14 protein-coding genes are annotated in these 15680 nt (G+C 75.6%); 4 read left to right on the forward strand and 10 right to left on the reverse strand.

Annotated features, from left to right (window positions below; translation table 11 throughout):
• Positions 1-36: 36 nt before the first annotated feature.
• Positions 37-897: an ATP-dependent sacrificial sulfur transferase LarE gene (gene larE / locus IPL61_10840; protein MBK9031803.1), complete on the forward strand. Its 861-nt coding sequence runs from the start codon at positions 37-39 to the stop codon at positions 895-897.
• Between the two features lie 156 nt (positions 898-1053).
• Positions 1054-1509, forward strand: coding sequence for a DUF882 domain-containing protein (locus tag IPL61_10845; protein ID MBK9031804.1), 456 nt, complete (start codon positions 1054-1056; stop codon positions 1507-1509).
• Between the two features lie 101 nt (positions 1510-1610).
• On the opposite strand, the gene IPL61_10850 is transcribed toward IPL61_10845, so the two are convergent.
• From IPL61_10850 to IPL61_10865, 4 genes are read right to left on the reverse strand one after another with little or no spacing between them, the layout of a single operon-like run.
• Entirely contained in the window at positions 1611-2504 is an 894-nt protein-coding gene (locus tag IPL61_10850; protein ID MBK9031805.1) for a hypothetical protein, read from the reverse strand.
• The gene (locus IPL61_10855) at positions 2501-3529 is read right to left on the reverse strand and encodes a D-alanine--D-alanine ligase (GenBank protein ID MBK9031806.1); all 1029 of its coding nucleotides are present in this window, start codon (positions 3527-3529) and stop codon (positions 2501-2503) included. The genes IPL61_10850 and IPL61_10855 overlap by 4 nt, the downstream gene beginning before the upstream one ends.
• Before the next feature lie 10 nt (positions 3530-3539).
• Positions 3540-4187 (reverse strand): lipoyl(octanoyl) transferase LipB, encoded by a 648-nt coding sequence (lipB, locus tag IPL61_10860; GenBank protein ID MBK9031807.1) that lies wholly within the window; start codon positions 4185-4187, stop codon positions 3540-3542.
• Positions 4184-5740, reverse strand: a complete 1557-nt coding sequence (locus IPL61_10865) for a restriction endonuclease (protein MBK9031808.1) — start codon at positions 5738-5740, stop codon at positions 4184-4186. Before IPL61_10865 ends, lipB begins: the two co-directional genes overlap by 4 nt.
• Positions 5741-6005: 265 nt before the next feature.
• Here IPL61_10865 and IPL61_10870 point away from each other — a divergent pair, with 265 nt between their 5' ends.
• Positions 6006-7001: a D-alanine--D-alanine ligase gene (locus tag IPL61_10870; GenBank protein ID MBK9031809.1), complete on the forward strand. Its 996-nt coding sequence runs from the start codon at positions 6006-6008 to the stop codon at positions 6999-7001.
• A gap of 1283 nt (positions 7002-8284) precedes the next feature.
• Positions 8285-9067, forward strand: coding sequence for a transglycosylase domain-containing protein (locus IPL61_10875; GenBank protein MBK9031810.1), 783 nt, complete (start codon positions 8285-8287; stop codon positions 9065-9067).
• A 147-nt stretch (positions 9068-9214) separates the two neighbouring features.
• Here IPL61_10875 and IPL61_10880 read toward each other — a convergent pair whose 3' ends face one another.
• From IPL61_10880 to IPL61_10905, 6 genes are all read right to left on the reverse strand, one after another.
• Positions 9215-9946: a metallophosphoesterase family protein gene (locus IPL61_10880; GenBank protein MBK9031811.1), complete on the reverse strand. Its 732-nt coding sequence runs from the start codon at positions 9944-9946 to the stop codon at positions 9215-9217.
• Positions 9947-10000: 54 nt separating this feature from the next.
• The gene (locus tag IPL61_10885) at positions 10001-12652 is read right to left on the reverse strand and encodes a hypothetical protein (protein ID MBK9031812.1); all 2652 of its coding nucleotides are present in this window, start codon (positions 12650-12652) and stop codon (positions 10001-10003) included.
• Between the two features lie 98 nt (positions 12653-12750).
• A complete protein-coding gene (locus IPL61_10890; GenBank protein MBK9031813.1) occupies positions 12751-13350 on the reverse strand; it encodes a hypothetical protein in 600 nt (199 codons plus the stop codon).
• Between the two features lie 61 nt (positions 13351-13411).
• Positions 13412-14377, reverse strand: a complete 966-nt coding sequence (locus tag IPL61_10895) for a DUF4097 family beta strand repeat protein (GenBank protein MBK9031814.1) — start codon at positions 14375-14377, stop codon at positions 13412-13414.
• Entirely contained in the window at positions 14374-15087 is a 714-nt protein-coding gene (locus IPL61_10900; protein ID MBK9031815.1) for a zf-HC2 domain-containing protein, read from the reverse strand. The genes IPL61_10895 and IPL61_10900 overlap by 4 nt, the downstream gene beginning before the upstream one ends.
• Positions 15084-15635, reverse strand: coding sequence for a sigma-70 family RNA polymerase sigma factor (locus tag IPL61_10905; protein MBK9031816.1), 552 nt, complete (start codon positions 15633-15635; stop codon positions 15084-15086). The genes IPL61_10900 and IPL61_10905 overlap by 4 nt, the downstream gene beginning before the upstream one ends.
• Positions 15636-15680: the final 45 nt, after the last annotated feature.

Below are 15680 nucleotides of genomic sequence, written 5' to 3' on the forward strand. Positions count from 1 at the left end.
TTTGGCGCCCCGCCGAGTGCGTGTTACATCGATCGGGTGAGCGATCTGGCCGTCCGACACCGCGCCCTCGAGTCCCGCCTGGCGGAGCTGCCCGGCGTCGTGGTCGCGTTCTCGGGCGGCGTCGACTCGGCGTTCCTGCTCAAGGTCGCGATCGACGTGCTCGGCCCGCGCGCCCACGCCGTGACCGCGGTGTCGCCGACGATGGCCCGGGCCGAGGTCGCCGACGCCCGCGCGCTGGGCGCCGAGCTCGGCCTGGGCGACCGCCACCACCTGGTCGACGCCGACGAGCTGGCGGTGCCCGGCTACGCCGCGAACCCGATCGATCGCTGCGCCCTGTGCAAGACCGAGCTGATGAGCGTGGCGACGCCGATCGCGGCGCAGGTCGGCGCGCCGATCGCGCTCGGCACCAACACCGACGACCTCGGCGATCACCGCCCAGGCATCGCCGCGGCCTCGGCCGCCGGCGCGCTGATGCCGATGGTCGAGGCCGGCCTCGACAAGGCCGCGGTCCGCGCGCTGTCGCGCCAGCTCGGGCTCCGCACCTGGGACAAGCCGCAGCTCGCGTGCCTGTCGTCGCGGTTCCCGTACGGCACGGCGATCACGCGGGCGCGGCTGCGCCAGGTCGACGACTTCGAGGACGGCCTGCGCGCGCTCGGCTTCCGCCAGGTCCGGGTCCGGTTCCACGACGCGGTGGCGCGCCTCGAGGTCGAGGTCAGCGAGCTGCCGCGGCTGGTCGAGCCGGCGGTACGCGCGGCGGTGGTCGCCCTCGGGCGCCAGCTCGGGTTCACGTTCGTCGCGCTCGATCTGGCCGGCTTCACCTCGGGCTCGCTCAACCAGCTCCTGGGCGACGGCCTGGTCCCGCTGGGGCGGCGGCGCCCCGGAGCCGCGCCCACGTGACCCGGGCCGCGACCGCCGCGGCGGTGCTGGTCGCGCTGGTCGCGGCGCCGGCGACGGTGCCGGCCCAAGCCGACCGCGGCGATCAAGCCGCCGCCGACCTCGAAGAAGGCCGCGTACCTCGAGGCCAAGCGCGCGACGACCGCGCCGGCGCCGCGGGTGCTCGGCAAGGCGCCCCCGGTCGTGGTCAACCTGCGCAACACCTGGACCGACGAGTGGCTCGCGCTGGACGCGACCGGGCCGATGACGGTGGCGCCAGGCGAGGTCGATCTGTTCCTGCGCGATCACTACACCAACGATCCGACCCACATGGACCCGCGCCTGATCGGGGTGCTGCGCGAGGCGGCCGTGCACTTCCGCTCGACCCGGATCGAGATCGTGTCGGGCTTCCGCGCGCCCAAGTACAACCTGATGCTGCGCAAGAAGGGCCACGAGGTCGCGCGCGACAGCCAGCACACCCACGGCACCGCCGTCGACTTCCGCATCCCCGGCGTGTCGACCGAGGCGCTGCACGCCTGGGCGGTCGGCCGCAAGCTCGGCGGCGTCGGCATCTACCGCGCGAGCCAGTTCGTCCACATGGACACCGGCCGGGTCCGCTACTGGAGCGGCGACTGACCCCTGCGGACGCGCGTCCCCGCCGCGCCGCGGCGAGGTGCGCGGGTGGCTGATCGACGTGCGCGCCCAGCGTGCGGCGCGGGGGTGGCGCGCGCCGACGGTCAGCGGGCCGCGCGCCGGGCCATCCGGGCCAGGCCGTCGCGGGCGTGCCGGGCGATGTCCGGATCGGCGTGGGCCGTGAGCACCTGCAGGAACGCCTCGGCGTCGGGGCCGCCGATCGCGATCGCGGCCTCGATCGTCGTGGTGAGGCGGGTCGCGTCGGCCAGGTCGACGCGCTCGGTCAGCGCGGCGACCGTGGACGGATCGCCCAGCGCCACCAGCGTCGTCAGCGCCGCGTCGCCGATCGGGGCCGGACGATCGAGCAACGGCACGACCGCGGCGGCCACCCCGGCCGGGCGCCGCGCCGCGATCACGGCCAGCGCGTAGGCCTGCAGCTCGGGATCGTCGACGGCGAGCCCGGCGGTGACGTCGGCGGCGGCGAGGAGGTCGACCTCGGCGGCGAGCTGCGTGCACGCCAGCCCGCGGAGGCGCTCGACCGCGGCGACGATGGCCACGTCGGCGCGCGCGCCCACGACCGGCGCCTCGGCCGCGACCTCGACCCGCGGCGCCGGCAGGTCGTCGCCGTCGCGCCAGGTCAGCGTCACCGCGACCGTCACGACCACCGCGGCGCGATCGGGGCGGGGCGCGGCGTCGAAGGTCACGGCGATCGCGGCGCCCAGCCCGCGCCGCCCGACCGGCACCTGCCGATCGAGCGCGACGACGTCGTCGCCGGCCTCGATCAGGCAGCGGGCCAGCTGGCGCCCGAGCTCCCGCGAGCTGATCACGTCGTCGCCGATCGAGCCGAGGGCGACCTCGATGCGATCGAGCACGACCGTCGGCGTGATCCACGGCGCGGCGTCGGGCGCCGCCGTCGGGGCGGCGTCCTTCTTGCTCGGCGTGGCCTTGCGGCAGCCGACCGCGGCCACCAGCGCCAGCGCCAGCGCGCCTCGGATCACGAGGCGCGGCCGCGGGCGCGCCGGTGCGCCAGCTCGGCGATGCCGCTGATGAGCTGCGGGTAGGTCCAGCCGTGGGCCATCGCGGCGCGGTGGACCCCGGCGTCGGGCGAGATGTCACAGTTCGGGTTGACGTCGATCACCCACGGCACGCCCGCAGGATCGATCCGGAGATCGACCCGGCCGTAGTCGCGCAGCCCGATCGCGTCCCAGGCCGCGCGCGCGGTGGCGACGATCCGCGCGGTCAGCGCCGGCGTCGCGTCGCGCAGCGGCACCGGCTTGGTGCCCGCGTAGTCGACGTGCTGCTCGTCCCACTTGGCCGCGTAGCTGACGATGTGCGGGCGCCCGGCCGGCATCGCGGCGAAGTCGATCTCGTGCAGCGGGAGCACGACCACGTCGGCGCCCGAGCCCAGGAGCGTCACGTTGACCTCGCGGCCGGCGACGTAGCGCTCGAGCAGCAGCGGCTCGCCGAACTCCTTGAGCAGCGCCTGGCAGCGCGCGGCCAGCGCCGCGCCGTCGGCGAGCACGTTGGCCTCGGTGATCCCGACCGAGGCGTCCTCGTTGGCGAGCTTGACGAACCACGGGTAGTCCAGCGCCTCGGCCGCGACCCGCGCGAGGTCGTCGGCGCTGGCGACGACCCGGTACGGCGGCGTCGCGACGCCGCGCCCGATCAGCACGTCCTTGGTGCGCGGCTTGTACAGCGACAGGCCCAGCGCGATCGCGTCGCCGCCGGTGTAGGCCAGGCCCATGAGGTCGAGCAGCGCCGGCACGACGACCTCGTTCCGCGCCACGCCGCCGAGCGACTCGACCAGGTTGAACACCAGGTCGGGACGGTCGCGCGCCAGCGCCGCGGTGACCTCGGGCAGATCCTTGCCCCAGGCGCCGACCAGCTCGGCGGCGTGTCCCGCCACGCGCAGCGCGTCGCGCACGGCCTCGGCGGCGACGCGCACCGACACCGCGTCCGGCGAGGCCGCGCCGGTGATGTGCTCAAAGTCGGTGTTGTAGAGGACCGCGGTCAGTAGCTCCATCGCGGGCATCCTACACGACCGCGCGCGGCGCGAGCGCCGCGACCAACCTCGGGCCCAGGCGCGCGGCCAGGTCGGCCAGCGGCGGCGGCGGCGGCAGGCCCCGGGCCACGCACGCCTCGGCCAGCGACCGCTGCGGCACCGCGAGCCCGCACGGCACGATCGCGGTCCAGGCCTCGGGCGGCGTCGCCACGTTCCAGGCCCAGCCGTGGATCGCCACGCCGCGCGCGAGGTGCAGCCCGCACGCGGCGAGCTTGGCGTCGCCGAGCCACAGCCCGGCCGGCTCGCGCCGGAACTCGGCGCCGACGACCCCGAGCGCGGCGCACTCCTCGGCGATCGCGCCGGCGACGGCCGCCAGGAACGCGACCACCGAGCGGACGCGGACCACCGGGTAGATCATGAGCTGGCCGGGGCCGTGGTAGGTCACGTCGCCGCCGCGCGACACCGGCGTGATCGTGATCCCGCGGCGCGCCGCCTCGGCGTCGTCGATCAGCACGTGGCCGCGATCGGCGGCGTGGCCGAGCGTGATCACCGGCGGGTGCTCGCACAGCAGCACCGCCTGGGCGGCGGCGTCACCGGCGAGGATCTCCTGCCGCCGCGCCTCCTGCTGGGCGATCGCGTCCCCGTGGGCGACGCGGCCGAGCCAGCGCCAGTCGATCACCCGGCCAGCAGCTCGCCGAACAGCTGGTCGTCGACGTAGCGCACCGGCGCCGCGGCGGTGACCACGCCTACGCCCGCGGTCAGGAGCGCGGTGACGAAGCCGTCGCCGGCGTAGACCGAGATCGAGCGCCCGGGCCGCTCGAGCTCGCGCTCGGCCTCGGTCGACAGCTCGCGGGCCGCGAACAGGTGGCCGGCCAGCAGGCCCTTGGCCTCGACGCCGACCCGGAGCTCGCCGACGCCGCGGCGATCGACGGGGGCGTCACCCGCGCGGGCGCTGACCATGATCGTGCCGGTCGAGCCCGGCGCGACCGCGGTGGCGTAGCTGATCGCGTCGGTCCGCTTGATCCAGTTGACCTCCTGATAGCCGACGGCGATCAGGTACGCGTGGACCAGCCGCTCGAACCCGGCCTGGCCGGCCTGGCCGATGCGGGCCTTGAGCGTGGCGTGCGTGGCGACCGCCATCGTCGACAGCGCCCGGGCCAGCGCGGCCTCGGCGTCGGCGGTCGCGCTCTGCGCCACCGGGCCGGGCGCGAACAGATCGCGGCCGCGGTAGACGATGCGCGGCCGCAGGCCCAGCGACCGGTAGCTGCGCTCGTCGCCGAGCAGCGCCGCCTTGAGGTGCGGCCACGCGAGCTCGGGATCGACGTCGAGCAGGCCGCGCTTGCGCATCATCCCAGCCAGTTGCTTGACCGGCATCGGCTGGGCGCCGCGGATCGACGTGAACACCTGCCAGGCGGCGTCGCCCAGCGCGTTGCCGACCCGGACCACGCCGGTCGCGTCGGCGGGCATCGACACCGGCAGCGAGGTCGGCGCGGGCAGCGCCAGCTGGGTCGGCGCCGGACGCTCGCCCTCGGGGCGACGCTCGCCCTCGGGACGACGCTCGCCCTCGGGACGACGCTCGCCCTCGGGACGACGCTCGCCCTCGGGGCGGGGCCGGTCCGCGCGCCGGCCGCGGTCGAAGTCGCGCCGGGACCGCCGCTGCTCGCGCCGCTCCTCCCAGCGCTTCTGGCGCTCCTGGCGCCCGTTGATCTCGGGCAGCATCGGCCGATCCTCGTCGGCGGTGCGGCTGTCGCTGAACTCGGCGTGGGCCGCGGCGGCGGGGGCCGGGGCCAGGTCGTCGCCGTAGAGCGCGGCCAGCTCCTGCTCCTCGGCCGACAGCGGCGGCTCGGGCGCGGTGCCATCGAGCATCGCGTCTTCCATCATCAGGTCGCCGAGATCGCCAGCGGCCTCGATCGGCGCGACCTCGGGGCTGGTCTCGCTCGGGGCCAGCTCGACCTCGGTGACGACCTCGGTCGGCGCGGGCGCCTTGGGGGCCTTGGCCTTCGCCGGGGCCTTCGCGGGCTTCGCCGGGGCCTTCGCCTTCGTCGGGGCCTTGGCGGGCTTCGCCGGGGCCTTCGCGGGCTTCGCCGGGGCCTTCGCGGGCTTCGCGGCTGCCTCGGCCTTGGGCGCCTTGGTGCCAGCGGCTCGCTTCGACGCGCCACCCTTGGCGGCCTTGGGCTTGTCGCTCTTCTCAGCCTTGTCGGCCTTCTCGGACTTCTCGGACTTGTTCGCCATGGTGACCTACCGGCCGACTGGATAACCCCCTTGGCCCGACGACGTCAACCCTTGGACTCGACGACAAAAACTTGCCCGGCCCTGATCGCGCCCGTAGCGTCGCTGACAGGCCGCGGCGGTCGTGTCTCCCCGGCCACACGGGCCTGCGAGCGCGCGTCCCCAGGGGCAGCGGGCGCTGGCACCGCACGTGCTGTCTCCTTCGACACGGCGATCGACACGGCTTCGGGCCACCCCGGCTCGGGCGCTACGGGCAGGAGTCTCGACGATGAAGAACCGCAAGATCGGCGTCCTGATGGGTGGCATGTCCAGCGAGCGCGAGGTGTCGCTGCGCAGCGGCGAGGCGGTGCTGGCGGCCCTGCGCGCGCGCGGCTTCCAGGCGGTCCCGATCTACGTCGATCGCGATCTCGACCTGGCGCTGCGCCAGGCGTCGATCGACGTCGCCTTCATCGCGCTCCACGGCCGCTACGGCGAGGACGGCTGCGTCCAGGGCATGCTCGAGATGATGGGCATCCCGTACACCGGCTCCGACGTGCTGGCCTCGGCGCTGGCGATGAACAAGATCAAGTCCAAGGAGCTGTTCCGGCTCAACAACCTGCCGACCGCGCCGTACTACGTCGCCCACGGCGACGGCGAGGACGCCGTCAGCGCCCACGGCGACTTCGGGTACCCGTGCGTCGTCAAGCCGGCGCGCGAGGGCAGCTCGGTCGGCGTGACGATCGTCGCCAGCGAGCGCGAGCTGCCAGCGGCGATCGAGGCCGCGGCCTGCTTCGACGGTGAGGTCCTGGTCGAGCGCTACATCGCGGGCCAGGAGGTGTCGGTGGCCGTGCTCGGCGATCGCGCGCTGGGCGCGGTCGAGATCGCGCCGAAGACCGAGTTCTACGACTACGGCGCCAAGTACACGCGCGGCGCCACCAACTACTACCTGCCGCCGCGGCTGTCGCCCGAGCGCTACCGCGGCGTGCTGGCCCAGGCCGCGCGCGCGGTCGGGGCGCTGGGTTGCCGCGGCGCGACCCGCGTCGACCTGATCGTCAGCGAGGCCGGCAACGAGTACCTGCTCGAGGTCAACACCGTGCCGGGCCTGACGCCGACCAGCCTGTTGCCGCGGATCGCCGCGGCCGCCGGCATCGACTTCGGCGAGCTGTGCGAGGCCCAGCTGTTCGCGGCCGCCCTGCCCTCCCATCGTCCCCGCGGCGAGCGCCGCATCGCCCAGCGCGGCTACGACGGCGACGAGCGTCGGGCCGAGCCGATCGCGCCGCACTGATGCGGGCCGACGTCGCGCCGGGCGAGGTGACCGCGGTGGCCGCGGCGTGGCGCCGGCTGCGCCAGGAGCGCGTCGCGGTCGTGACGGTGGCGCTCGCGGTCGCGGCGCCGGTCGCGGCCCAGCGCTACCTCGACCATCGCATCCACGCCGATCTCGAGCCGGCGCTGACCCGCGCCACCGGCGTGGCGACCCACGTCGGCGCGTTCGAGGCCGGGCTCACCGGCAACGTCACCGTGCGCCGGCTCGCGCTCGACGGCCTGCTGACCGCGGACGCGGTCGAGGCCGCGGTCTCGCTCGACTCGCTCCTGGCCGGCGACCTGACGCCCGACGAGATCCGCGTGACCCACCCGCGCGTGCGCGCGCTCGCCGACGCGCAGGGGCACGAGGTCTGGCGCGAGGTGCTGGCCCGGCTGGCGGCGCGCCGCGGCCACGGCGGCGCGGCCCGGGCCGGTCGACGCCTGCGGCGGATCGTCGTGTCGGGCGGCGATCTCGTCGCGGAGGTGCGCGGCGTCCGGGTGCGCGCCGGCGACGTCGAGCTGCACCCGTCGGGGCACGGGGTCCGGCTGGTGACCGGCGCCGCGACCCTCACCGCGGGCGGCGCTGGCTGGTCGGTCGACGGCTCGGCCGCGCGGGTCGGCGCCGACGTGCGCCTGCCCGAGCTGGCGATCGAGCGGGCCGCGGTGGTCGGCGGCCGCCTCGGCGTCACGCTCGGCGGCCCGCGCCTGGTCGCGAGCGACCTGACGCTGGTCCGGGACGCGGTCGATGGCCCGTGGCGCCTGACCGGCACCGTCGACGACGGCGGCGCGCCCCGCCCGGTCGCGATCGCGGCCACGACCGCCGACGGCGGCACCGCGCTGGCGTTCGCGGGCGAGCGCGTCCCGCTCGCGGTGTTCGGCACCCGCGCGGGACCGCTGGGGCTGGCCGACGCCCGGGTCAGCGGGCGGATCACGATCGCCACCGGCGCCACGACCGAGGCGCGGGGCCAGCTCGAGCTGACCGGCGCCCGCCTCGACCACCGCGCGATCGCCGACGAGGCGATCGCGCTCGACGGCGCGGTCGCGTTCGCGGTCCGCCGCGCCGGCGATCGGCTCGACGTCGATCAGCTCGCGCTCACGCGCGGCGCGGCCGCCCTCGACGCTCACGGCTGGGTGCGCTGGGGCGGCGCCGGGCCGATCGTCGGCAACCTGGCGCTGGCGGTGCCGACCACGCGCTGCCGCGATCTGCTCGACGCGCTGCCGCCGCCGGTGCGCGGCCACCTCGATCAGCTGGTCGTGCGCGGCACGATCGGCGGCACCGCCAGCGCGACGGTCGATCTCGACGCCGAGCTCGGCGACGGCGTCCACCTCGACGTCGACCTCGCGAACCAGTGCGAGGTCGTGGCCGACGCGCCCGCGGTCGACCCGCGCACGCTGGCCGGCGTCGCCGAGCACCGCTTCCCCGACGGCAGCAGCGCCGCGGTCGGCCCTGGGGTCGGCGACTGGGTCGACCTCGCGACCGTGCCGGCCTACGTGCGCGGCGCGTTCGTCGCCGCCGAGGACGCGCGGTTCTGGGACCACGACGGCTTCGACCTGACGCAGATCGCGCGCAGCCTCGAGATCGATCTGCGCGAGGAGCGGTTCGCGCGCGGCGGCTCGACGATCAGCCAGCAGCTGGTCAAGAACGCGTTCCTGCACCAGCGCCGGACGCTGGCGCGCAAGCTCGAGGAGGCGGTCCTGACCTGGCGGCTCGAGGCGGTGGTCTCGAAGTCGACGATCCTGGCCCGCTACCTCAACGTCATCGAGCTCGGCCCGGGCGTGTACGGCCTGGCCGCGGCCGCGCGCCACTGGTTCGGACGGGCGCCGGCGCAGCTGAGCGTCCGCCAGGTGGCGTTCCTGGCGGCGCTGACGCCGGCGCCGCGCACGATCAGCGCCCGCCTCGCCGCTCAGCACCGGCTCGATCCCGACACCGCGCACCGGGTCGACGTCGTCGTCCGCGCCATGCGCCGCGCCGGCGTCATCGACGCGGCGACCGCGCGCGCGGCCGCGACCGCGCCGCTCGACCTGCGCCCCGCCGCCCTCGGCCGCTGATCGACCTGCGCCCCGGACGCCGGGACGAACCGTCGCCTCAGACGCCAGGCACCGGTTCACGGCGCGCTCCGGTCGACCCGGCTGGAGCCTCACGGGGCGGGGCCCGTCGAGGCTTCCGCACCGAGGTGCCGACGAAGCCGCTGGAACTCACACGCCCAGGAACAGGCGGTTGCCGAAGTTGCGCTCGAGATCGCTCGCGAAGATCTTCTGCGCCGAGGCCTCGATGTCGTAGGGCACGCGCTTGAACTCGAAGACCCGCTCGTCGGTGTCGTAGATCGTGTAGCTGGCGCGGTTGTCGTAGTCGCGCGGCTGCCCGACCGAGCCGACGCTGATGATGTAGCGGTGGTCGGGGCGGATCGTGAACTTCTGCGCGACGACCTCGAAGACGTCGTCCTGCGACAGCGCGAACGACTTGCACAGGTGCGAGTGGCCGATGAACGTCACCGTCGCCAGGTCGTCCCAGATGTCGAGGCACCGCGCGGCCTGCTCGGTCGAGAAGATGTACTCGAACTCCTCGAGGTTGATCGGCGAGCCGTGGCAGAACGTGACCTCGCCGTCCTTGACCTCGTACGGCAGGCCCTTGAGCCACGCCATGTTCTCGGGCGTCAGCAGCCGCGCGTGCAGGTCGAGCGCGCCGCGCGCGGCGTCGTAGTAGTACGAGTAGTCCATGCGCCCGGCGACGGCGGCGTCGTGGTTGCCGAGGATCGTGAACTTGGCCAGCGCGCGGATCGCGTCGCAGCACTCGTTGGGCGACGCGCCGTAGCCGACGGTGTCACCGATGCACACGTACTGATCGATCCGCTCGCCACGGAACGCCTCGAGGACCGCTGTCAGGGCCTCGATGTTGGCGTGAACGTCGCTGAAGATCCCGATGCGCATCTTGGGCGAGCGATCAGCATACCTGGTTTTGCGCGTCGGCGCCCCGTTCGCGCCTCACTCGTCCACCAGATCGCTCTCGTCGAGCTCCTCGTCCCCGCCGTCATCGTCCGGGACCAGGTCGCTGTCGTCGAGCAGCTCCATCGGGCTCGACGCGTCCAGGGCCGCCAGCTCGCCCTTGCCGAGCTCGGGCAGCCCGCGCTCGAGCGCCTCGAAGAACCGCCGGGAGAACGCCCGGTTGACCGTGACCTCACGGCCGGGGCTGCGCCCGGACACGTCGTCCGACGCCGCCGGCGCCATGCGCTCGATCGCCATGCGCGCGACCGGCGCCACGGCGCTGTGGCCGTTGGCGAGGGTCTCGACCGCGTGCTTGCCGCCCCGCACGCCGACGTGGGCCATGGCCCAGGCGATGCGCTCGCGATCGCCGGCGCTGGCGCGGTCGCCGAGCCGGCCCAGGCGGGCCGCCAGGGGCATCAACGCCGGCGGACCCACGTGGCCGACCGCCCGCGCGATCTCGCGCCAGATCTCGGTCGGCTCACCCAGCAGCGCGTCGACCACCGCCTCGGTGCCCGCCTCGGTGTGCAGGAGCGCCAGCGCCAGCGCGCACCCGTGCCGCAAGAACGCCTTCGAGCTGGCAAGCCCGGCGGTCAGGGTCGGGGCCGCGGTCGGCCCCAGCCGCACCATCGCGCCCAGCACCCGCACCGCGTCGGCGCGGCTCATGCGCCGGACCGCGTTCATGACCAGGCGCGCGACGGTGCCGTCGCCGCGCTCGCACAGCTCGAGGGCGGCCGCGAGCCGGCGATCGCGATCGTCGAGCAGCCGGACCAGCTCGGGCACCGGCAGGCCGCGCACGCCCGGCGCCGCGGTCGGCTTGGCGGCGATCGTCCCCGACGTCGCCGGCTCGTCCTCCGCGCTCGCGCTCGTCGCCGAGGCCACGCCCAGCGCGGTGGCCTCGTCGGCGAGGGCCTTGCGGTTGTCCTCGATGGCGTCCGCGTCCAGATCGTTGGCCTGGGCCTGCCCGAGCAGGTTCGCGAACCCGGCCTCGAGCCGCGCCAGCAGATCCCGGCGCGAGCGCGCCAGGCCCTCCGACACCGCGGTCTGGGCCAGCTCGGGGCCCATCCACAGGCCGAGCTCGATCGCGCGCGCCAGCACCGCGCGGCGCAGCTCGCGCCAGCGCGTCAGCGGGAAGCTGCGCACGCACGCGAGGTAGTCCTCCCGCGCGGGCCGCGAGAACCGGCGGGCGATCGCCAGGGCCCGACGGGCCTGGTTCGCGGTGGCCATGGGCTCGAGCTTGTCGACGCGGAACTCGCCGTGCTCGGGGTGAGCCAGGCCGAGCAGATCGAGGCCCGAGCCGCCGAGCGCGACCAGGCCCCGGGCGAAGTTCGCCGACGCGCCGAGCGCGCGCAGGTGATCCGACGCGGCCCGCAGCACGAACCCGACGTTCTCGGTCAGCGGCGCCTGGAGCCGGGCCCGCCGGACCGGCCGGCCGTCGACGATCACGTCGACCTCGATCGTGAAGTCGCGCTCGAGGGCGGCCAGGAACCGCCGATCGACCTCGCCGGCGACGTCGAGCGGGACGACGACGCGGTGGCTCGGGCCGACCCCGCGCAGGGCGGCGGGCGTGCCGATCACCAGCGCGATCACGCCGTACTCGGGCAGGCGGTGGACGACCAGGCGCACGTCGAGCCGGCTGGCGGTCAGCGCGGCGCCGCTGGTGCCGCCGGCGCGCAGCGCGACCCGGACCCGGCCGTCGTCGTCGATCGAGAACACCGCGGGCGCGGTCGAGCGCGCGAACCCGAGCACCCACGGATCGCTGCCCGGACGCGGCGCGTCGGCGGTGACCGTGGTGATGGGATCGGCCGACGACGGCAGCTCGGGCGCGTCGGCCTCCTCCAGCATCTCGAACGGGCTGGTCACCTCGTCGGGCACCTCGGTCAGCGACCGCACCGGGGTCGTGACCGGCTCGCTGGCGGCGGCGGTGGGCGCGCCCGGCGTCGGGCGGGAGGGCCGGATGGCGCTGCGCGCGCCCTCGGCCCGGGCCCGGGTCAGCTCGCGCTCGGCCTCGGCCCGGAGCTCGGCGGCCTCGGCCCGGAGCTCGGCCGCCTCGGCACCGAGCCGGGTCGCGTCCCGATCCGCCTCGACCAGGCGGCGCGCGGCCTCGGCGCCAGCCGCGGCCAGGTCGGCCTGGCGGGCCTCGAGCTCCCGCAGGTGCTGCTCGAGCGCGGCCTCCCGCGTCGCCAGCTCGGCGCGGCGCTCGCCCAGCTCCCGGCGCTCGCGCTCGACCTCACGGCCGGCCTCGGCGGCCCGGTGGGTCGACAGCGCTGCGCCAGCGCGGGCCTCGAGCAGCGCGGTCAGGCCGGCCGCGCCGAACACCAGGCCGAAGTCGCGCACGTACGCTGGCACCGCGGCCGTCCGATCGGCCGCCAGCTCGGTGAAGGTCTGGGCCCGCAGCTCCAGCTCGCGGTGGCGATCGCTGGCGCTGGCCACGACCACGAACACCTCGGCCGCGGGGTCGTGGAACACCACCGGGGTGGTCACGACGACCTCGCTGCCGTCGGGGCCGGCGATCCGGTTGATCGGCTCGCCGGCCATCAGGCGCTGCGCCAGGTCAGGATCGGCGACGGCGTCGATCACGTCGTACACCCGGGCCGTGATCACGTCGCCCGAGGGCAGCGTGACGTGCACGGCACGGGTGCGGGTGGCGCCCACGGCGCCGCGGTACGCGTTCTGCGAAGGTGCGCGCTCGCGCCCACGAGACATACCGACGGCATATCATCGCGCCGCGCGCGCGATCCAGCCGCGGCCGATCAATTGACGAGCGGGTCGACCGGGTCGGGGGCGGGCGCGTCGTCTTCGACGTCGTCATCGGTGCCGTCGTCCGGGGCCGGCACCGGCTCGCCGGCCAGCTGGGCCGCGACGGTCACCAGCACCTCGTGGACGTGCTCGAGGGTGTCGAGCCGGCCGCACAGCGAGTAGTACTCCTCGGTCGACACCGGGCTCATCCGCGCCATCGCCTGCTCGACGTACGGGCGCATCCGCGGCGGCGCCTCGAGGCCGGTGTCGAGATCGTCGACCTCGGCCCGGGCGATCGCGGCCCCGACCATGCCGGCCGGCGAGAACGCCAGCCCGGTCGGCAGCACCATGCGCCAGCCGGTGATCTCCTCGGTCTCGGTCTCCCAGCGCCCGCCGAGCCGGCGCTGCACGACCTCGCCGAAGTACGCGGCGGCGGTCGCGACCACGAGCCGGGTCGTGGCCGGTTGATCGGTCGGCACCGAGCGCAGGTAGTGGTCGAGCAGCGGCAGCGTGTCGCTGTCGAAGTCGAGATCGACCCCGACCGCGCGCTTGACGTACGCGACGGTCTGGGCGGCGTACTCGCGGAGGCGATCCGAGGTGGCGGGCACCGACATCGTCGCAGCATGTCGGCGGAACCCCGGCGGGTCAAGGCGCGCGCGGCGAGCCGCCGGGCGGCTACTGCTGGAGCAGGCTGAAGCTGACGTCGCCGAACCGCGACTCGACCTTGACCGCCGCCCGCCCGCGCCGGCGCCCGTACTGGGCCTCGACCCAGCGATCCGCCGTGGTCGGGGGCGCCGCGCTCGGGGTGCCGCCGGTCATCGACAGCCGGCCGCCCGCGCGCGCGCGGACCGCCAGGCCGACCTGGCCGCGCACCCGCACGTCGACCGAGCCGCGCAGCGACGTGACCGTCAGCGCGCCGCCGGCCTGGGCCTCGGCCTCGAGATCGATCGCGCCGGTGATGGTCGACATCCGCACCTGGCGCGACGCGACCCGCCGGCCGTCGATGTCGCCGTCGTAGACCTGGGCCGTGAGCGCGGCGCCGCGGACGCCGTCGAACGCGACGTCGCCGTCGACGGCGTGGCTGTCGAGCGTGCCGAAGACCTCCTCGAACCGCTGGCTGCCGGCCAGCGAGCGCGCGAACACGACCCCGGCGACGTTGCGGACCACGATCGGCCCGGTCGACGAGTCGAGATCGGCGCCCGCGTCGACGTTCTCGACCGACAGCCGGCCGGTGCTGACCCGGCCCGCGACCTTGACGGCGCGCGGCACCCGGACCCGCAGATCGACCCGGATCGTGGCCAGCGCGACCGCCGGCCGATCCTTGCGCGCGATCACCTCGGTGGTCAGGCGGACCGCGCCGTCGGGGCCCTGCACCGCCACGACCCGCAGGCGCCCGAGCGCGCTCGGATCGGGCGCGTGCTTGACCGAGTCGATCACGACCGAGGTGCCGTCGTAGCCCTCGATGCGGACGTCGCCGTAGGGGTTGTCGATCGCGATCGCGCCGATCGCGCGGGTCGTCGGCACGACCTCGAGCGTGGCGCGCTCGACCACCGCGCCGTCGCCGTCGCCGTCGGTGCCGTCGTCGGCGTGGGCGCCCAGCGGCGCGGCGATCAGCGCCAGCACCAGCAGCGCGCGGGTCATCGTGCGCCCCCCATGGCGACCTGCTCGCCCAGCGCGACGCGCTCGAGGTACGCGGTCAGCTCGTGCCACGCGCGATCGCGGCCGAGGCCAGGATCCGACGTCAAGACCGCGCGCTCGCGCCGCTCGACCTCGTGGGCGAAGTGCCGGGCCCGGGCGGCTGGCCAGCTCGCGACCTCGGTCCGCGCCATCGCCAGCAGCTCGGCGGCGACCTTGCGGAAGCGGGCCTCGGCGTCGCGCTCGAGGTCGGCGTGCTCGTCGAGCGCGTCGCGCAGCGCCAGGTGCACCGGCGGCGCCGGCGGGGCGAGCTCGGTGACCGGCGCGGTCAGCGCCAGCGGACGGGTCGCGTCGCCGCCGTGGCGGAGCTGCCCGACCACCAGCGCGATCGCGCCGGCCGAGGCGATCATCGTCGCTGGCCACAGCACCGGGCGGGCCCAGCCGCGCAGGCGCGTCCAGGCGCGCGCGACCGGGCCGCGCTCGCTGTCGGCGATCTCGGCGGCGCCGAGCCGGGCGTTGATCTGGGCCCACAGCGCCGGCGGCGGCTCCGGCGGCGGCAGCTCGACCAGGGCGTCGCGCAGGCGCGCGTGCTGATCGGCGAGGTCGCGGCACGCCGCGCACACCCGCAGGTGCCCGCGACAGGCGCTCGCGCGATCGTCGTCGAGATCGCCGTCGAGGTAGGCGACCACCGAGGCGGTGAGGTCGCGACAGGTCATGCGCCGTCCCCGGGCAGCCGCTCGGCGGCCAGGGCCGGGCCCAGGAGCTCGCGCATCTTGGCGCGGGCCTTGTGCAGCTGCGACTTGGACGTGCCGATCCGGCAGTCCATGATCGCCGCGCACTCCTCGTGGGACAGGCCCTCGATGTCGTGCAGGACCAGGATCGCGCGGTAGCCGGCGGGCAGGAGCGCCATCGCCGCCTCGACCCGGCGCGACAGCCGCGGGTCGCGCAGCGCGGTCGGCGGCGCGGCCATGCTCTCGAGCTGATCGTCGCCGACCTCGTGCCGGCGCTTCTGCTTGGCGGCGTGGGTCAGCGCGCAGTTGACCGCGAGCCGGTAGACCCAGGTGCCGAGCTGGGCGTCGCCGCGGAACCCGCCGAGGCCGCGGAACACCCGGACGAAGACCTCCTGCGCGACCTCCTCGACGTCGACCGGGCCGACGATGCGGTGGCACAGGCCGAACACCCGGCGCTTGTACTGGTGGTACAGGGTCTCCATCGCGCGGGCCTCGCCGCGGCGACAGGCAGCGATCAGCGTTGCGTCGTCCATGGCGGCGCCGGGGACGGCGGTGCGGGGGCGTGGGATTTCGGAGAC

The sequence above is a fragment of the Myxococcales bacterium genome, assembly GCA_016717005.1.
In the GTDB taxonomy this organism is placed as follows: domain Bacteria; phylum Myxococcota_A; class Polyangia; order Haliangiales; family Haliangiaceae; genus UBA2376.